General features: G+C 66.6%; 16 protein-coding genes and 1 pseudogene. 10 read left to right on the forward strand and 7 right to left on the reverse strand.

Annotated features, from left to right (window positions below; translation table 11 throughout):
• From NOF53_RS05640 to NOF53_RS05650, 3 genes and pseudogenes are all read left to right on the forward strand, one after another.
• Window positions 1-129 (forward strand): annotated as a pseudogene (locus NOF53_RS05640) (acetyl-CoA C-acyltransferase); the annotation flags it as partial.
• Between the two features lie 64 nt (window positions 130-193).
• The gene (locus NOF53_RS05645; RefSeq protein ID WP_255966276.1) at window positions 194-565 is read left to right on the forward strand and encodes a DUF3817 domain-containing protein; all 372 of its coding nucleotides are present in this window, start codon (window positions 194-196) and stop codon (window positions 563-565) included.
• A 129-nt stretch (window positions 566-694) separates the two neighbouring features.
• The gene (locus NOF53_RS05650; protein ID WP_255966691.1) at window positions 695-1,603 is read left to right on the forward strand and encodes a tetratricopeptide repeat protein; all 909 of its coding nucleotides are present in this window, start codon (window positions 695-697) and stop codon (window positions 1,601-1,603) included.
• Between the two features lie 18 nt (window positions 1,604-1,621).
• Here the strand turns inward: NOF53_RS05650 and NOF53_RS05655 are convergent, their stop codons facing one another.
• Genes NOF53_RS05655 through NOF53_RS05665 form a run of 3 tightly spaced genes read right to left on the reverse strand, consistent with a single transcriptional unit; the run spans window position 1,622 to window position 7,300 of the window.
• Window positions 1,622-3,037, reverse strand: coding sequence for a neutral zinc metallopeptidase (locus NOF53_RS05655; protein ID WP_255966278.1), 1,416 nt, complete (start codon window positions 3,035-3,037; stop codon window positions 1,622-1,624).
• Between the two features lie 46 nt (window positions 3,038-3,083).
• Window positions 3,084-5,282: a 1,4-alpha-glucan branching protein GlgB gene (gene glgB / locus NOF53_RS05660; protein ID WP_255966280.1), complete on the reverse strand. Its 2,199-nt coding sequence runs from the start codon at window positions 5,280-5,282 to the stop codon at window positions 3,084-3,086.
• Window positions 5,282-7,300 carry an alpha-1,4-glucan--maltose-1-phosphate maltosyltransferase gene (locus NOF53_RS05665; RefSeq protein ID WP_255966282.1) on the reverse strand — a complete coding sequence of 673 codons (2,019 nt, stop codon included), beginning with the start codon at window positions 7,298-7,300 and terminating at the stop codon, window positions 5,282-5,284. The genes glgB and NOF53_RS05665 overlap by 1 nt, the downstream gene beginning before the upstream one ends.
• Window positions 7,301-7,491: 191 nt before the next feature.
• On the opposite strand from NOF53_RS05665, the gene glgP reads away from it, so the two are divergent.
• Window positions 7,492-10,092 (forward strand): alpha-glucan family phosphorylase, encoded by a 2,601-nt coding sequence (glgP, locus tag NOF53_RS05670; protein ID WP_255966284.1) that lies wholly within the window; start codon window positions 7,492-7,494, stop codon window positions 10,090-10,092.
• Between the two features lie 3 nt (window positions 10,093-10,095).
• On the opposite strand, the gene NOF53_RS05675 is transcribed toward glgP, so the two are convergent.
• Genes NOF53_RS05675 through NOF53_RS05690 form a run of 4 tightly spaced genes read right to left on the reverse strand, consistent with a single transcriptional unit; the run spans window position 10,096 to window position 14,729 of the window.
• Window positions 10,096-10,662, reverse strand: coding sequence for an efflux permease Rv1217c-related protein (locus NOF53_RS05675; protein WP_255966286.1), 567 nt, complete (start codon window positions 10,660-10,662; stop codon window positions 10,096-10,098).
• Between the two features lie 54 nt (window positions 10,663-10,716).
• A complete protein-coding gene (locus NOF53_RS05680; RefSeq protein WP_255966288.1) occupies window positions 10,717-12,765 on the reverse strand; it encodes an ATP-dependent DNA helicase in 2,049 nt (682 codons plus the stop codon).
• A 9-nt stretch (window positions 12,766-12,774) separates the two neighbouring features.
• Window positions 12,775-13,407, reverse strand: coding sequence for an isochorismatase family protein (locus NOF53_RS05685; protein WP_255966290.1), 633 nt, complete (start codon window positions 13,405-13,407; stop codon window positions 12,775-12,777).
• Complete coding sequence (locus NOF53_RS05690) at window positions 13,404-14,729, reverse strand: nicotinate phosphoribosyltransferase (RefSeq protein ID WP_255966292.1); 1,326 nt, start codon at window positions 14,727-14,729, stop codon at window positions 13,404-13,406. The genes NOF53_RS05685 and NOF53_RS05690 overlap by 4 nt, the downstream gene beginning before the upstream one ends.
• 55 nt (window positions 14,730-14,784) lie before the next feature.
• On the opposite strand from NOF53_RS05690, the gene clpS reads away from it, so the two are divergent.
• The 6 genes from clpS to NOF53_RS05720 all read left to right on the forward strand — a co-directional run bounded on the left by clpS (window position 14,785) and on the right by NOF53_RS05720 (window position 18,631).
• Window positions 14,785-15,123 (forward strand): ATP-dependent Clp protease adapter ClpS, encoded by a 339-nt coding sequence (gene clpS / locus NOF53_RS05695; protein ID WP_255966294.1) that lies wholly within the window; start codon window positions 14,785-14,787, stop codon window positions 15,121-15,123.
• A 36-nt stretch (window positions 15,124-15,159) separates the two neighbouring features.
• Window positions 15,160-15,747 carry an oxidative stress transcriptional regulator AosR gene (gene aosR, locus NOF53_RS05700; protein ID WP_255966700.1) on the forward strand — a complete coding sequence of 196 codons (588 nt, stop codon included), beginning with the start codon at window positions 15,160-15,162 and terminating at the stop codon, window positions 15,745-15,747.
• On the forward strand, window positions 15,744-16,814 hold the full coding sequence (locus NOF53_RS05705; protein ID WP_255966296.1) for a P1 family peptidase: 1,071 nt from the start codon (window positions 15,744-15,746) through the stop codon (window positions 16,812-16,814). Before aosR ends, NOF53_RS05705 begins: the two co-directional genes overlap by 4 nt.
• A 33-nt stretch (window positions 16,815-16,847) precedes the next feature.
• On the forward strand, window positions 16,848-17,324 hold the full coding sequence (locus NOF53_RS05710) for a M67 family metallopeptidase (RefSeq protein ID WP_255966297.1): 477 nt from the start codon (window positions 16,848-16,850) through the stop codon (window positions 17,322-17,324).
• A 62-nt stretch (window positions 17,325-17,386) separates the two neighbouring features.
• A complete protein-coding gene (locus tag NOF53_RS05715) occupies window positions 17,387-17,659 on the forward strand; it encodes a MoaD family protein (RefSeq protein ID WP_255966299.1) in 273 nt (90 codons plus the stop codon).
• Window positions 17,660-17,668: 9 nt separating this feature from the next.
• Window positions 17,669-18,631: a PLP-dependent cysteine synthase family protein gene (locus NOF53_RS05720; protein ID WP_255966301.1), complete on the forward strand. Its 963-nt coding sequence runs from the start codon at window positions 17,669-17,671 to the stop codon at window positions 18,629-18,631.
• The last annotated feature ends 17 nt before the right edge of the window (window positions 18,632-18,648 follow it).

Consider the following 18,648-nt stretch of genomic DNA (forward strand, 5'->3'; position numbering starts at 1 on the left):
TCGGGGGCGCGGATCACTTTGCATCTGGCGCTCGAGTTGGCGCGTCGCGGCGGCGGTGTGGGTGTGGCTGCGTTGTGTGGCGGTGGTGGTCAGGGTGATGCCCTGATCGTCCGCGTCCCCAAGAAGTAGGTGTACGACAGTTCGTGGTGGTGTATCTCACACCACTACGGACTGTCGTAGATGGTCGGGCACAATGGTCGCCATGGCGAACGTCTTCGATCTCAGCACCACGGCCAAGCGCTTCCGATTTGTCGCAATTCTGGAAGCGCTCACCTGGCTCGGCCTTCTCATCGGCATGGCCTTCAAATACCTGCCTGCCGACGGGAACGAGATCGGCGTGAAGATCTTCGGACCTCTCCACGGAGGGGTGTTCGTCCTGTACGTCCTGATAGCACTGTGGACAGCACGCAAGCTGAGCTGGAATCTGCTCACCACGTTCTGGGCCCTCGTTGCCAGCATTCCCCCCTTCGGCACCGTCGTGTTCGAGGTCTGGGCCGTCCGGTCCGGTCGCATGGCCGAGCTGTCCGACGAGAGCGCTGCGAAGAACACGCCTTCGCTCGTCTGAGGTCGGAGACGGCCGTCCTCCCTGGGTGGTGCGCCCACTTTCCGGTAGTCCTACAGATCGTGACAAACTGGTGGCGTGACTCGACCAGGTTCTCGTCCTCCCGCGCGTTCCTCTGCAGTGGCCGCTGCCATGACCGGCGCAGTCGATCTCTCCGCACTCAAGGAACGCGCCGCCGCCCCGCCCTCGACCCCCTCCGGCAACGGCGCCGCACCGCCAGCTGCCGGTGGTTCCGGACTTGCCCCGGTCGTCGAGGTCACCGAAGCTACCTTCGAAGCCGAGGTTCTCGTCCGGTCCCAGCAAGTCCCGGTCGTCGTCGACCTCTGGGCCACCTGGTGCGAGCCGTGTAAGCAGCTCTCGCCGCTGCTCGAGAAGTTGGCGATCGAGGCGGGCGGCGCCTGGGTGCTGGCCAAGGTCGACGTCGACGCCAACCCGCGCATCGCGCAGGCATTCGGGGTCCAGTCCGTCCCGACGGTGGTCGCCATCGCGGCCGGGCAGCCGCTGGCGGACTTCCAGGGTGCGCAGCCCGAACCGCAACTGCGTCAGTGGCTGGCCGCTATCGCGCAGGCGGTCGAAGGAAAGCTCAGCGGCCCCCCGGCGGATGGCACAGACCCCGACCAGCCCGAACCCGAGGACCCCCGTTTCGTCGCTGCCGAGGCAGCGCTGGACGAAGGCGACCTCGCCGGCGCAGAGGCCGCATTCCAGACGATTCTCGACGAGGAACCCGCCAACGCCGAGGCGCAGGGCGCACTCCGCCAGGTCCGTTTCCTCGCCCGCGTGCAATCCGTCGATTCCGCTGCCGTCGCGGCGGCAGATGCTGCGCCGGACGACATCGATGCTCAACTGCAGGCCGCCGACGTGGAGCTCTATTCGCAGGCGCCGGAAGCTGCGTTCGCCCGGCTGATCGGCGTGATCGCTCGGACCGCCGGCGAAGACAGGACCAAGGTCCGTACCCGCCTGGTCGAGCTCTTCGAATTGTTCGATCCTGCGGAACCGGTTGTTATGGCGGCCCGTAGGAAACTCGCAGCCGCGCTGTACTGAGCGGGCGGTTCGCGGCGTTCAGCGGTAGCGGCCCTCGCAAGCCTGCTCGCCGCCCAGTACGCCGGTGCGGAATGCGTCGACCCGGGAGAACCCGCTCGGGACGGTCTCGCCGTTGACGTCACTGGCGGCGAGCCCGTCGGTGAGCAGCCCCGACACCGCCTCGTCGAGGTCGCCGGGGGAGAGCCACACACTGCCCGCCTCCAGGGTGGCCGGGTTGTCGGGGCTCAGCGCCGTCGTGATGACGCCGGACAAGCAGGCGGCCCGCAGAGCCGTCTGCGGTGAGTGCAGGTCGTCTCCGCGATCCTTCTGCAGGGCCAGGGTGTACCGCGACGCCAACAGGACGTACGCGTTGTAGTCGCCGGTCAGGTCGGTCTGGAACAGCTCGCGACGGCCCAGCCGCCCCGGTGTACCACGGTCGGCAAGAGTATCGACACTGACGCCGATGGTGTTGCTCGCCGGACAGTACGACACCGGCTCGGTGACCTCGGCGTCCCTGCAGGCGAGATCCGCGCCGCCGAAATTCAGCTCCGGCGGATCGCTGAGGTCGAAGATCTGCTGGAACGACGTGAAGAACGCCTCCAGTGATTCCTCGGTGACGGGTAGTTCACCGTCGTCGGTTTCGTCTGCGAAACGCTGCGGGAGGTCGGCACGACGAGAATCGATTTCCTTTTCGTCGATACGGATACAGGGTGCGGGGCCGTCGGTGAAGCCGATCTGCGTGGCAGTGACCCTCTCGAAAGCCGATCCGTGGACGTTGCCGGGGTCGCTTGGATCGGTGTCACCGATCGCTACCGCCGAAGCCAGCACCTTGTTCAACCCGTCTGACGTGTTCAGCGTGAAATGGGGTGACTTGTCCTCCGCGATGTGTCGCATGAACGCGCCGCCGAAGCAGTCGGCCTGCTGCTCGCGAACGATGCCTCCACCCACCTCGACCTCCGCAATTCCCGCTTTGGTCTGAACGGCGTGCCCGTATTCGTGGGCGAGGACGAACACCGCGGCCACCACACCGAACTTCTCGACGACCTCGGGAAGGAGAAGCGCGCGGTCCCAGCCGATGGTGTGGTCGGTGCTGCAGTACCCGGCGTTGAGCAACTCCTCGGTGCTGTCCCCGCAGAACCGCGGACTGTCCGAATCCCGGGGATCCCACGAGATCAGTTCTTCGACGGGTTCGAAGGCGCGATGAAACAGCGCCGGGAACTGCGTGCGCCAGTAGGCCTCGATGTCGCTGACGGCATTGGCGACCATCGTGTCGATCTCGCCGCCGTCGGTGCCGGTGACTGGAAGGTCGGCGTCCGGCACGCCTTTCCGGGCGCCGCTCGGCCCCGACGTGGCGTCGAGGCCGGCGACCTTGAACGGGTCGTCGTAGATGGAGGCGGCGTCACCGTCGATCGATCGTGCGCAGCCGCACAGGACGACGAGGGCGAGAATGCCCATACCTACAGCCCACTGCCGACGTCTCGTCAACAACGCCGTGCTTTCATCAACGCTCCAGACTCATCCAGATCGCACCGTTGGCCGGCAACGCCACCTCGGCAGACGCAGGCCGCCCGTGCCACGGCTGCGAAGTTGCCGTCACTGCACCGAGATTTCCCCAACCCGACCCCCCATAGATCTCGGCGTCTGTATTGAGAATTTCACGCCATTTCCCCAATTCGGGCAAGCCCACCCTATAACTGCCGTGGGGCGTACCCGAGAAATTGAACAGACACGCCACGATCGATCCGTCGGTGCCGTACCGGAGGAAGCTCAGGACGTTGTTCGCGGTGTCGTTGGCATCGATCCAGGAATAGCCGCCCGGGGACGTGTCGAGCGTCCACAGCGCCGGATGCCCTCGATAGGTGGCGTTGAGATCGCCGATCAACTTCAGGAGACCGCCGTGCAGGCGCCCCGTGTAGGGATCGTCCATCTCGTACCAGTCGAGGCTGTGCTCTTCCGACCACTCTCGCGTCTGGCCGAATTCCTGCCCCATGAACAGCAACTGCTTGCCCGGGTGCGCCCACATGTACGCCAGCAGAGCGCGGACACCGGCAGCCTTCGCGTAGTCGTCACCGGGCATCCGGGTCCACAGCGTGCCCTTGCCGTGCACCACCTCGTCGTGACTGATGGGGAGCAGATAATTTTCACTCCACGCATAGACGAGCGAGAAAGTGATCTCATGGTGGTGATAGCTCCGATGGACGGGATCGTGACCGAGATACCCGAGGGTGTCGTGCATCCACCCCATGTTCCACTTCATGCTGAACCCGAGACCGCCGATGTTCGTCGGGCGCGTGACACCGGGCCACGCCGTCGACTCCTCGGCGATCGTGACGACCCCACGATGGTGTTTGTGGACGGTCGCGTTCATTTCCTGGAGAAAGTCGACCGCTTCGAGATTCTCCCGGCCGCCGTGGATGTTGGGCGTCCAGCCGCCCTCCGGTCGCGAGTAGTCGAGGTAGAGCATCGACGCGACCGCGTCGACGCGAAGCCCGTCCACATGGAACTCGTCGAGCCAGAACAGGGCGTTGGCGACCAGGAAGTTGCGGACCTCGCGCCTGCCGAAGTCGAAGACGTAGGTTCCCCAGTCGAGCTGCTCACCGCGTCGGGGATCGCCGTGTTCGTACAGCGGGGTGCCGTCGAAGCGGGCGAGAGCCCACTCGTCCTTCGGGAAATGGGCAGGCACCCAGTCGACGATCACGCCGATCCCGGACTTGTGCAGGCGATCTACGAACCACCGGAAGTCGTCGGGCGAGCCGAATCGCGACGTCGGCGCGTAGTACGACGTCACCTGGTAGCCCCAGGATCCGCCGAACGGGTGCTCGGCGACCGGCAGCAACTCCACGTGTGTGAAGCCGCACTCGGTGACATAGGTGGCCAATTCCTCGGCCATTTCGCGGTAATTCAGCCCAGGGCGCCACGAAGCGAGGTGCACTTCGTAGACACTCATCGGGGACTGCGTCGGGTCGGTGCTCGCCCGCTGCTCGAGCCACTCGGCGTCATCCCATTCGTGGGAACTGACCGCCACGCGCGACGCCGTCGCCGGCGGCACCTCGGTGGCGAACGCCATGGGGTCGGCCTTGTCGCGCACGCTTCCGTCCCGGCCGTGGACCCGGAACTTGTACAACTCCCCGACCTCGATACCGGGGATGAACAGCTCCCAGACACCGGTGGAGCCGAGCGCCCGCATGGGGAACGTCTCGCCGCCCCAGCCGTCGAAACTGCCGATCACACTGACCCCACGGGCAGCGGGCGCCCAAACGGCGAACGACGTGCCCGTCACCGTTCCGTCCGGGGTGTCGTACGAGCGCCGGTGCGCTCCCAGAATCTCCCACAGGCGCTCGTGCCTGCCTTCCCCGAACAGGTGCAAATCGAGCTCACCGAGGGTCGGCAAGAAGCGGTAGCCGTCCGCCGCGAGGTCGGTATGGCCGCCCGGCCACGTCGTCGACAACCGATAGTCGATCGGGTCGCGGTAGGGGACCAACGTTCCCCACAGGCCGCGTGCGATGTGCTCGAGCGGGAGGCATTTCCCGCCGATCACGGCTTCGACCGACTCGGCCCCAGGGCGCAGAGCACGGATGACGGTGCCGTCGGGGTGCGGGTGTGCCCCGAGGACCGAATGCGGGTTGTGGTGGACGCACCGCGCCAGCAGATCGAGATCTGCGTCGTCGGGTGCGATTGCAGTGGGCGGTTGGACGGCCACTATGTACCTCCGCGGTATGCCAGCTTCGTCCTGGCCTGATAAGGAATGGACGGCAGAGCCAGAATATGGGCCACCGACCGCCAGGGCTCGAGACGAACGAAGTTCGCCTGCCCCCAGTGGTATTGCTCCCCGGTGACCTCGTCGAGGACGGGTAAGTGATCGTGCCAGTCGCGTCCGAGTGCCGGCATGTCGAGCCAGACCGTGCCCTGCTCGGCGCCGAAAGGGTTGAGGTTGATCACCGTCAGCACCGCATCACCCGTAGTCGCGTCGAACTTCGAGTATGCGATGAGTGCATCGTTGTCGACGTGATGGAAATGCAGGTTGCGCAGCTGCTGCAAGGCGGGGTGCTGACGCCGGATGCGGTTGAGCGCCGTGAGCCACGGTTCGAGGGACTCACCGCGGGCGGCGGCACCTTCGAAATCGCGGGGGCGCAGCTGGTACTTCTCCGAGTCGAGATACTCCTCACTGCCCGGACGCACCGGAAGATGTTCGTACAGTTCGTATCCCGAGTAGACGCCCCAAGTCGGTGACAGAGTCGCGGCCAGTGCGGCGCGCACCGCGAACATGCCCGGACCTCCGGTCTGCAGGCTTTCGTGCAGGATGTCCGGAGTGTTGACGAAGAGGTTGGGCCGCGCCTCGTCGGCTTTCGCCGCTATCTCGCTACCGAATTCGGTCAATTCCCATTTGGCTGTTCGCCACGTGAAGTACGTGTAGGACTGGGTGAATCCGCGCCGGGCCAGTCCGTACAGGCGCGCCGGCCGGGTGAACGCCTCGGACAGAAACAGCACGTCCGGATCCGACTCCTTCACCTCCGCGATCAGCCACTCCCAGAAGTCCGGTGGCTTGGTGTGCGGGTTGTCGACCCGGAAGATCTTGACCCCCGCGGCGATCCAGTGCCTCACGACGCGCAGGACCTCCGCGTAGATGCCGTCCTTGTCGTTGTCGAAGTTGACCGGATAGATGTCCTGATACTTCTTCGGCGGATTCTCCGCATAGGCGATCGTGCCGTCCGGAAGGACGGTGAACCATTCCGGATGGACCCGTGCCCACGGATGGTCGGGCGCGCACTGCAACGCGAGGTCGATGGCGACCTCGAGGTCGAGTTTGCGCGCGGCAGCGACAAACGCTGTGAAATCCTTCATCGTTCCGAGCTGCGGATGTATCGCGTCGTGACCGCCCTCGGCCGATCCGATCGCCCACGGCGAGCCCACGTCGTCCGGCCCGGGAGTCAGCGTGTTGTTGGGGCCCTTGCGGTTGATCACACCGATCGGGTGGATGGGCGGCAGATACACCACGTCGAAGCCCATTGCCGCGATCCGGGGCAGCGCGGCCGCGGAAGTGGCAAAGGTGCCGTGCCGGGGCGTCCCGTCCTCGTGCCAGCCTCCCGTCGACCGGGGAAAGAACTCGTACCACGACCCGAAAAGCGCCCGGTTGCGGTCGACGAGGACACTGTGTGCTTCACTCCGCGTGACGAGGTCACGTAATGGATGCGCCCGCAGGAGTTCGGTGACGTCCGAGCCGAATGCGGATGCCACCCGCTCGCCGAGCGCGTGCTCGGACCGCAACGATGCCGCGACACCGATCAGACGCGACCGGTCGTTCCGCGGGACACCCTTGGCGGCACGCTCGAACAGGCGGGCACCGTATTCCAGATCGTTGGCCAGTTCGGCAGCGCCCTGCCCGACCGCGAGCTTGGCCTCCACGGCATGCTTCCACGTGGTGATCGGATCGCTCCACGCCTCGATCCGGAAGGTCCACATCCCCTCACCGGTGGGTGTGAAGGAACCGTCGACGGTGTCGGGAACCGGTCCTTCGTTCATGGGAATACGAAACGTCGCCGACCCACCGGAGGATGCTGTACGCGGCCCTCGCACCGCGAGAGTGGCGGCCACCGCATCGTGCCCCTCGCGCCACACGGTTGCCCGCACGGGAAACACCTCACCGACAACAGCCTTGGCAGGGTAACGCCCGCCCGAGATGTCGGGCGTCACGTCGTCGATGCCGAGTCGACCTGTCACACTGGGCTCCGTTCCATAGTCGGAAGTTGCCGACGACGCTTCACTCCGCCGCCAGTTTCAACCGTAATGGAGCAGACCGGTCCCTGTCCTTGTTGACGATACGAGGCCGCGTCCCGCGTCAGGGTCGGCGATACCGGCCCGCGTCCTGCGACACGACACGATAGCGCCGAAAGTGCATTATTGTTCGCGAAGTGAAAGCCTTGCGTCGGTTCACTGTCCGAGCCCACCTTCCCGAGCGTCTTGCCGCCCTCGGTCCGCTGTCGACGAATCTTCGCTGGTCGTGGCATACGGCCACACAGGAACTCTTTTCGTTGCTTGATGAGGACTTGTGGCGGCACGTGCAGTACGACCCCGTTCGAATGCTTGGTGAAGTCGAGCCGGCCCGCTTGGACGAGCTGGCCGAGGACGTTTCTTTCCTCGCGCGCCTCGACGCTGCCGCCGCCGATCTGGACCAGTACCTGTCGCGGCCACGCTGGTACCAGAACCAGCAGACGAAAGGTGTCTCCCTCGGAGGTGGGATCGCCTATTTCTCAATGGAGTTCGGCGTCAGCGAAGTACTCCCCAATTACTCGGGTGGACTGGGCATTCTTGCCGGTGACCACCTGAAGGCAGCATCGGATCTGGGGCTTCCCCTGATCGGTGTGGGCCTGCTGTACCGCTCGGGGTACTTCCGGCAGTCGCTGACCGCGGACGGCTGGCAGGCCGAGCACTACCCGGCGTACGACCCCCAGGGATTGCCGTTGCGTTTGCTGACGGAATCGGGTCCGGACGCCGGCTCTGCGGCTCCCATTCTCGTCCACGTCGCGGTGCCAGGCGGCCGAGTATTGCGTGCCCGCGTATGGATCGCTCAGGTGGGCCGTGTCCCGCTGTTGCTGCTCGACTCCGACATCGCCGAGAACGACGCCGAGATGCGGGGTGTCACGGACCGGCTGTACGGCGGCGACCAGGATCACCGGATCAAGCAGGAAATCCTCGCCGGCATCGGAGGTGTCCGCGCGGTGCGCGCATACACGCAGGCGCACGGCCTGCCCGATCCTGTGGTCTTCCACATGAACGAGGGACACGCCGGGTTCCTCGGACTCGAGCGGATCCGCGAGTTGGTCACCGGCGAGGGACTCGCTTTCGACGAAGCGCTGGCCACCGTGCGCGCGGGCACTGTCTTCACCACGCATACGCCCGTCCCGGCCGGAATCGACAGGTTTCCCGCCGATCTGGTCCGGCACTACTTCGGCGGGGACAACGCCGAGAACGAATCTTCTTTGCTTCCCGGGTTGACGATGGACCGGATTATCGGGCTCGGCAGTGAGCCGGATCCGTCGGTGTTCAACATGGCGCACATGGGTCTGCGCCTCGGCCAGCGCGCCAACGGCGTGTCCGCACTACACGGGATCGTGAGCCGCGACATGTTCCGGCCCCTGTGGCCGGGCTTCGACGCAGACGAGGTTCCGATCGGTTCGGTGACCAACGGTGTGCACGCGCCCACGTGGGCGGCGCCGGAATGGCTCGACCTCGCCACCCGCATCCTCGGACCGGAGCTGGTCGAAGAAGCCAAGGGCTGGGAGCGGTTGCAGGAACTGTCCGCCGACGAGCTGTGGTCCACCCGCAACGCGCTGCGCGCCAAACTGGTCGAGGAGGTGCGCCGACGCGTACGGGCGTCCTGGATCGAGCGCGGCGCCACGTCCGCCGAACTGGGATGGACCGACGAAGTGTTCGACCCGGGTGTGCTCACCGTCGGTTTTGCGCGCCGGGTCCCCACCTACAAGCGGCTGACTCTGATGCTGCGCGATCCCGACCGGCTGCGCGCACTGCTACTCGACGAGAACCGGCCGGTGCAGCTGGTCGTCGCAGGGAAGAGTCACCCCGCTGACGACGGCGGCAAGGCTCTCATCCAGCAGATCGTGCGGTTCGCCGACGCAGCGGACGTGCGACATCGGATCGTGTTCCTGCCGGACTACGACATGTCGATGGCCCGCTACCTGTACTGGGGGTGCGACGTGTGGCTCAACAATCCGCTGCGCCCATTGGAGGCCTGCGGGACGTCGGGGATGAAATCGGCGCTGAACGGCGGCCTGAACCTGTCGATCCGGGACGGTTGGTGGGACGAGATGTTCGACGGCGAGAACGGCTGGGCCATCCCGACGGCGGACGGGGTCGTCGAGGAGACGCGTCGAGACGACTTGGAGGCCAGCGCACTGTACGAACTGCTCGAGCGGGCAGTGCTGCCGAGGTTCTACGACCGCGGTCCGGACGGTTTGCCCGTGCGCTGGGTAGAGATGGTCCGCCACACCCTGCAGAACCTGGGACCTAAGGTGCTCGCCTCGCGGATGGTGCGTGACTACGCCGTCCAGTACTATGCGCCCGCCGCCGAATCGGCGCGTACGGTGGCGGCCGACAGTTACGCGGGGGCCCGCGAGCTGGCCGAGTTCCGGCACCGCGTCGAGGCAGCCTGGCCGTCGGTCGCGGTGTTGCAGGTGGACGGCGAGGGACTGCCCGACACCCCGGAGATCGGTGCCAACCTGGTGTTGCGCGCCCACATTCGACTCGGTGCGTTGTCCGTCGAGGATGTCACAGTGCAGGCTGTCATCGGAAAGACGGATCTGGACGAGGAACTCAGCGACATCGTCACGGTTCCGATGACGCACGACGGGTCGGACGGTGCTACGGAATTGTTCGTCGCAGACACCGCCCTCCCGCTGTCTGGTTCCGTCGGCTACACGGTGCGAGTACTCCCGAGGCACCGGCTGCTCGTCGACCCCTCCGAATTGGGTCTGGTGGCCGTTCCGGGCGTGTAGCGGTCAGCGGCCGATGTCGCGGCGGCGGAAACCGGCGGCGCCGCTGAAAACCAGGACGGTCGCGAGTACTGGAAGCATGAACTGTGGGGCGAAGGAGTCGGCCGGCAGGTTCGGGGTGTGGTGGAACGGTGACAGCACCCCGAACCTCTCCGGAAGCACGTCGGAGAACAGTGCGGCGACGAGAACGTAACCGAGATAACCCCACAACAGGGGCAACTCTCGCGGGACGAGCCCGTACACGGCGGCGCCCAGCCCGAGCATCAGAAAAAGTGCGGGAAGGACGTTGAGGGCCGCCCCGACTCCGTCGACGAGCAGTGCCGGTTCGAACAGCGGGAATGCCGCGGTGAGGCCCGATCCGATGCCCGCGGCCACTGTTATCGCGGCGGCCGCGCTCGCTATGACGAGCACCTGGCTCGCGAACCATGAGGTACGCGACCCCGACGCGGCCACGGCTGCGTCGGCCCTGCCAGAAATTTCCTCCGCGCGCACCGAGGTGAACGCAGCCCCGTCGAGGGCGAGGACATCGCCGAACTTCTTGGTCAGTGCTCGGACGGAGATCGCTGAGGCCATCGGACGAGCATAGGTGCGGACGTAACCGGTGTCCGCGCCAGTCCGGGCTGCCGATCAGGTACGAGAGTCCCGAATCCTGCCCAGCGCCTTGCGCACCACCTCGGGGTCGGATGTCTCCCAGAACGGCGGCAGCGACGCGCGGAGATACCCCGCATAGCGGGCGGTCGCGAGTCGTGGATCCAGCACGGCAACAACACCTTTGTCGTCGACGCTGCGCAGCAACCGCCCCACACCCTGAGCGAGGAGCAGTGCGGCGTGATTGGCCGCCACCGAGAGAAACCCATTTCCTCCGCGCGACTCCACAGCCTTCTGCCTGGCCACCAGGAGTGGGTCGTCCGGGCGCGGGAAGGGAATCCGGTCGAGGATGACCAGGCTGAGTGACGGGCCCGGAACGTCGACGCCCTGCCACAGTGACAGCGTGCCGAACAGGGACGTCGGTTCGTCGCCGGCGAAGGCCCGGACGAGGGCGCCGGTGGAGTCGTCGCCCTGGCAGAGGACCGGGGTGTCGAGACGCTCACGCATGGCCTCGGCGGCGGCCTTGGCGGCGCGCATCGACGAGAACAGACCGAGCGTGCGTCCGCCGGCGGCCGCGACGAGTTCGGCGATCTCGTCGAGGTAGGAAGGAGCCAGACCGTCGCGACCCGGTGGCGGAAGGTGCTTGGCGATGTAGAGGATCCCGGCGCGTGCGTGATCGAACGGCGAACCGACGTCCAGCGCGTTCCACTTGAGCGTGCCCGCGTCCGACGGCGCCTCCGTGCCGGTCGCCAATGCCGGATCGATCACCACGGAGGATTCGGCCGGAAGTCCCCAGTTGACGGCCAGACCGTCGAAGGAGCCGCCGACCGTCAGCGTGGCGGAAGTGAGGACCACCGTCGATTCGGCGAAAAGCCGCGACCGGAGCAAGCCGCCCACAGACAACGGAGCCATCCGCACCACCCGACGGATCGAACCCCGATTGTCGTCGGCGGCCAGCCACACGACATCCCGGCGCTGGGCCGGATCCGGCTCGTCGAAGGCGCTGAGCACTCGGACGGCGCTGTCGTGCACTTCCTCAACTGACGCGAGTGCGGTATTGCGCGCCGCGGCTGCCTCGGGGTCGCTCAGCGCCATGCCGGGACGCGAGGGGCCGATGGCCGTGCGCAGTGCCCAGGCCGCGTCACGGACAGCAGCGAGCGCAGGGGCCGCACCGGGTGGCAACGCCTCCCACCGCTCCGGTCGCAATTCCTCGAGCAGCGCCGCCCAGCCTTCGCCCGCTGCCTCGAGGCGATCCGCCTCCTGCTCCTCGACCAGCTTGGTGCAGCGGCGGGCTGCGGCGCTGATCGTCGACGCGGCCAGTTCGGCAGTGGCGACATTGGTGACGCGGTCCACCAACTCGTGGGCCTCGTCGATGACGACGACGTCGTGCTCGGGGAGTATGGCAATGCCGGTGATGGCGTCGATGGCGAGCAATGCGTGATTGGTGACGACGACGTCTACCTGGGACGCCTCCGAACGGGCACGCTCGGCGAAGCAGTCCTCACCGACCGGGCATCGGGACTTTCCGAGGCATTCTCGCGCGGTGACGCTGACCTGCCGCCACGCCTTGTCACTCACGCCGGGGGCAAGATCGTCCCGGTCGCCGGTCTCGGTCTCCGACGACCACTCGGTGAGACGCTGCACTTCCCGGCCGAGGCGCGACACCGCGAAGGGGTCGAACAGCTCGTCCGTCGGCGGTTCGTCGGCGGCTCCCGTATGAATTTTGTTCATGCACAGATAGTTGTTGCGGCCCTTGAGGATCGCGAAGTGCGGGCGCCTGCCGAGAGAGTCCTCGAGGGCGTCGGCGAGACGCGGCATGTCGCGATCGATCAGCTGGCGTTGCAGTGCGATCGTGGCCGTCGAGACGACGACTGTCTTCCCGCTCCGGACCGCGTGTCGCACGCTCGGCACCAGGTAGGCCAGCGACTTGCCGGTGCCGGTCCCGGCCTGCACGGCCAGGTGCTCCCCGGTGTCGATCGAATGAGCAACGGCCGAAGCCATCGTGAGCTGGTTCGACCGTTCGGCACCGCCCAGCGACCGCACCGCCGTGCGCAACAGCTCGGGGACATTGGGGAGGTTTTCCGGCACCCGAGCAGGTTACTCGGGCCCTACGTCAGAAATCGCTCCGCCGTCGGGGGCGTCGTCTCCGTCACGGCCCTGCAGGTGCACGCCGGCCGCCCGCATCTCGGTCAGCGCCGACTCGACGGTCGCCGCGGAGACACCCGCGGTGAGGGGAAGGAGGACCCGGGTGACGAACCCGGCCTGCACGGCGTCCAGTGCTGTGGCCCGCACGCAGTGATCGGTGGCGATACCGACGATGTCGACGTCGCTGATCCCGGCTGCACGCAGCCACTTCTCCAACTCCTGACCCTCGGGGTTCTTGCCCTCGAAGCCCGAATAGGCAGCGGAGAACTCTCCCTTGGAGAACACCGTGTCGATGCGGCTCGTATCCAGGTCGGGGTGGAAGTCGACTCCGGACGTGCCCACTTTGCAGTGCACCGGCCAGGTGTCCACGAAGTCCGGTTCGTCGGCGAAGTGTTGTCCCGGATCGATGTGGTGATCGATGGTCGCCGCGATCACCTCGTACTCTGCGTCTCCGAGGAAGCGGCTGATCTCAGCCGCGACCGCGGAACCGCCCTCGACAGCGAGGGCCCCGCCCTCGCAGAAGTCGTTCTGGACGTCGACGACGAGCAGTGCGCGTAGTGGTCGGTCGCTCTCGGTGTCGGTCACAACGTCCTCCCTGTGGCATGGCTGTCGGCGAACCGGGTCGGGACGGCCGGGTCTCCGTGGGACAACTTCAACCCCTCCCAGGGCAGACTCACCAGGCCTGCCGCGAGAAGCGCCCGACTCTCTTCCAGGGTATCGGCGTCCGCGACGGCCTCGCCACCGCGCACGAGTGGAACGAGCAGGTCACTTGCCTCCAGGCCGTCCTGCTCGGGCCGGGGCCCACGCGCCGGGTAGATCACTTCCTCCACGACGGTCCCGGTGTCGCGGGCGAAACGTACCGCCCGCTTCGCACCACCCCGGGACGCCTTCAGGCTGCTTCGCTTCTCGACGGGGATCCCGTTCACCTCGACGAGTTTGTAGACCATTCCGGCGGTGGGGGCACCGGAGCCCACGACAACGGCGGTGCCGACCCCGTACACGTCGACCGGTTCGGCGCGCAGCGCCGCGACGGCGTACTCGTCGAGATCTCCGGAGACGACGATCTTGGTCTTGGTGGCGCCGAGGTCGTCGAGTTGACTGCGAACCTGACGGGCCAGGACACCGAGGTCGCCGGAGTCGATGCGGACGCCGCCGAGTTCGGTTCCCGCGACCTCGACGGCGGTCTGCACGCCCTTCGTGATGTCGTAGGTGTCGACGAGGAGCGTGGTTCCCGCACCTAGTGCCGCCACCTGACCGCGGAATGCGGCTGCCTCGTCCGGTCCGTCCGGGGTGGTGTGTAGGAGGGTGAAGGCGTGTGCGCTGGTACCAGCCCCGGGTACACCGTGCCGGCGAACGGCCTCCAGGTTGGAGGTGGCGGTGAAGCCCGCGAGGTACGCCGCGCGTGCCGCCGCGACGGCAGACTCCTCGTGCGTGCGCCGCGAGCCCATCTCGATCATGGGCCGCCCGTCAGCAGCGCTGACCATCCGCGCGGCCGCCGAGGCTATCGCGCTGTCGTGGTTGAGGATCGACAGGATCAGCGTCTCGAGCACCACGCACTCGGCGAACGTTCCGGTCACCGACAGGATCGGCGAGCCGGGGAAGTAGAGCTCACCCTCGCGGTAGCCGTCGATCTCACCGGTGAAGCGGTACTTGCGCAGCCACTGCAAGGTCGCGTCATCCAGGAAACGTGAGACCACGTCGATCTCGGCGTCCCCGAAACGAAAGCTCGCCAGGGCAGCGATCAGTCGAGGGGTACCGGCGACCACCCCGTACCGTCGACCGTCGGGGAGGCGTCGCGCAAAGACCTCGAAACTGCACCGACGATGCGCAGAGCCGTCGGCGAGGGCCGCCGACAGCATCGTCAACTCGTACTGATCTGTGAACAATGCGCTGCTGTCGAGGGACACCCGGCCACTCTAAGCCGCAGTGTCGCGAGATGTGAGCTCGTCGTACCCTGGTGTCATGGCTTCTCGCTCGACGACAGCACCATTCGTGGATGCCGTGCCGGCATCGCCGCAGGTCACTCCTGCAGAATCGGAAGTCGTCGAGGTCGAGGACGTCAGCGATCGACCCTGGGTGACCGTAGTGTGGGACGATCCCGTGAACCTCATGCACTACGTCACCTACATATTTCAGAAGCTGTTCGGCTACAGCAAGGCCACGGCCACGGAACTGATGATGCAGGTGCACTCTGAAGGCAAGGCCGTGGTGTCGAGCGGTTCCCGGGACAAGGTCGAGAACGACGTACGCAAGCTGCATGCGGCGGGCCTCTGGGCCACCATGCAGCGAGATGGCAGTTGACTATCCATTCCGACAGTGAGGAATTCGGTACCCGACGTGCGGATGTGGACCAGGAAGAACTCGCTCGGTGGCGTGAAGCTGCGTTCGGAGATGGATGCCCACGAGGCCACGGTGCTGCGATCGCTGGTCGCGTCCGTCCTCGGGCTCCTCGAGGAACGCGCCCGCTCTGCTCCCCAGGACGAACTCGCCGCCCTGACCGGGATGCGCACGGGTAACACCGCGCCGCCGGACGAGGAGGTTCTCGCGCGGCTGTTGCCGGACTTCCATCGGCCGAGCGCCGACGCGCCGGACGACGCAGACGGGCGGGCGGAGGCGAAGGCGGATATCAACGGTGCGCTACGCGGACTCCACGAGCCGGAGATCATCGACGCGAAATTGACCGCCGGCTCGGTCATCCTCCACACCGTCCCCGAGAACGGCGGCAAGGTGCTGCTGACGCCGGAACAGGCCGACGCCTGGTTGAGTGGGCTCAACGACGTCCGATTGGCGCTCGGAACCAACCTCGGCATCGACGCCGACACGCCGGACGAATTGGATCCCGACGATCCGCGGGCGCCCCATCTGGACATCTATCACTGGTTGACGTGGATGCAGGATTCGCTGGTGCAGGTACTCGCTCCGTGACATCGACGACGCCGGGCCGGACCGACTCGCTCGTCGACGTAGCGGGCCTGCGTGTCGGGCACCATCACGAACTCGATCCCGACGCCACGCTCGGTAGCGGCGCAGCGACCGGATGCACGGTGGTGCTCGCACCGCACGGCGTCACCGCGGCCGTCGACGTGCGTGGAGCGGGGCCGGGCACCCGAGAAACAGACCTCCTCGATCCCAGCCACAGCGTGCAGAAAATCCATGCGCTACTCCTGTCCGGCGGCAGCGCCTTCGGTCTCGCCGCTGCGGACGGCGTCATGCGATGGCTCGAGGAACACGGGCACGGAATCGCCATGGGGCAGCCGGGTCAGGTGGTTCCGATAGTCCCGGGGGCGGTCATCTTCGACCTTCCGGTGGGGGACTGGAACAAGCGTCCCACTGCCGAATTCGGTTACCTCGCATCGGAGTCCGCTTCCTCGTCCGTAGTCTGTGGATCGGTGGGGGCCGGCGTCGGAGCGCGCGCAGGGGCTGTGAAAGGTGGCGTCGGCACCGCCGGTGTGGTCATCACCGACGGGCCGGCGCAAGGCGTCGCGGTGTCGGCATTGATGATCGCAAACCCCGTCGGATCGGTTTTCGACCCTCGGACCGGACTCCCGTGGGGTGTTGGCACCGCCGGCGCCGCCGCCTTCGGGCTGCGAGTACCGGCCGCCGCCGAACTGTCGGCGGCCAACGATCTCGTGGCCAAAGGGACGGTCCTCAACACCACCATCGGTGTCGTCGCTACCGACGCCGCCCTCGGTAAGGCTGCCTGTCGTCGCGTCGCCGTCGCCGGCCACGACGGGCTCGCCCGCGCGATTCGCCCCGCGCATTCGCCCCTCGACGGAGACACGATCTTCGCCGTGTCCACGGGGTACCACCGGCTAGAACCACGCCAGGGCGTGCCGGACGCGTTCCCGCCGGACCTGCCCGTCGTCGACGCGGTATGCTCCGCCGCCGCCGACGTAGTGGAAAGAGCCATCGTCGACGCCGTTCTCAGTGCCACTGCCGTGGCGGGAATTCCCACCTACCGCGAACTGTTTCCTTCAGCATTGCGTTCCTGAGGCCGGTGGCCGACCGGCCCGTCCGCACTTAGGATGGCGCTCACGGAGGTGGCTGACGTGTTGGTGATTCGAGCGGATCTCGTTGACGCAATGGTGGCGCATGCCCGCGCGGACCATCCGGACGAGGCCTGCGGTGTCATCGCGGGGCCCGAGGGCTCCGATCGCCCCGAACGACACATTCCGATGATCAACGCAGAGCGGTCCCCGACGTTCTACCGTTTCGATTCGGGGGAGCAACTGAGGGTATGGCGGGCGATGGACGACGCCGACGAGGTTCCCGTGGTGATCTATCACTCGCATACGGCCACCGAGGCGTACCCGAGCAGGACTGATATCTCCTTCGCGTCCGAACCGGATGCCCACTATGTGCTGATCTCCACCCGGAACCCGAACACCCACGAACTACGCAGTTACCGCATCCTCGACGGTGCGGTCACCGAGGAACCCGTCGACGTGGTGCAGAGCTACAAATTCGCCCACACGTCCGTGGCAGACGTTCCCGACAAGTGACCCCGCCGCCCCCCGCGGACGGGTCCGTGCCGGAAAACATCCCACACTTCGAGGAGCCGACCATGGCTGTCACAGTTTCGATTCCCACCATCCTCCGCGCCCACACCGGCGGTGAAAAGCGAGTGGAGGCAACAGGTCCCACACTTTCCGCCGTCATCGACCATCTCGACGTCAACTACGGCGGCATCAAAGAGCGCCTGATCAACGACGGACGTCTGCACCGATTCGTGAACGTCTACGTCAACGACGAGGACGTCCGCTTCTCGGGCGGACTCGACACCGAAGTCGCCGATGGAGACTCGGTGACCATCCTGCCTGCTGTCGCAGGAGGCTGATCCCTGCCGATGGCCCGGTTCGATTCGCTGATCGAGACGCTCGGGAACACACCCCTCGTCGGACTGCCCCGGTTGTCTCCGCGCTGGACCGGGGCTGCCCCCGTCCGCTTGTGGGCGAAGCTCGAAGACCGCAATCCCACGGGCTCGGTGAAGGATCGACCCGCCCTGCGCATGATCGAGCAGGCCGAACGGGACGGGGTGCTGACTCCAGGCGCCACGATCCTCGAACCCACCAGCGGCAACACCGGGATCTCCCTCGCCATGGCCGCGAAACTCAAGGGTTACCGGCTGACCTGCGTGATGCCCGAGAACACGTCCGTGGAGCGCCGTCAGCTTCTGACCATGTTCGGGGCGCAGATCATCGACTCACCCGCACGTGGCGGCTCCAACCAGGCCGTCGCGGTCGCCAAGGAGCTGGCCGCCGAGCATCCCGAGTGGGTGATGCTCTACCAGTACGGCAACCCCGCCAACGCACAGGCGCACTACGACACCACCGGCCCCGAGATCCTGCGTGACCTGCCCGAGATCACCCACTTCGTGGCCGGTCTCGGCACCACGGGCACGCTCATGGGTACGGGACGCTTCCTGCGCGAACACGTCGACGGCATCGAAATCGTGGCCGCGGAACCGCGGTACGGAGAACTGGTGTACGGGCTCCGCAACATCGACGAGGGCTTCGTTCCCGAACTGTACGACGAGTCGGTTCTCACCTCGCGATTCTCGGTGGGCCCCGCCGACGCGGTGCGCCGGACCCGTCAGCTGATCGAGGAGGAAGGGATCTTCGCCGGTATCTCGACGGGGGCCATCCTGCACGCAGCCCTCGGAGTCGCGCGCAAGGCTGTGCAGGCCGAACGAGCGGCGGACATCGCGATCATCGTGGCCGACGGCGGATGGAAATATCTCTCCACCGGCGCCTACGGCGGTACGGTCGAAGAAGCCGAGGAAGCACTGGAAGGGCAGCTGTGGGCATGACGAGAACGGTGCGTGGA

The organism is Rhodococcus tibetensis, from assembly GCF_024438035.1.
GTDB classification, from domain to species: domain Bacteria; phylum Actinomycetota; class Actinomycetes; order Mycobacteriales; family Mycobacteriaceae; genus Rhodococcus_F; species Rhodococcus_F tibetensis.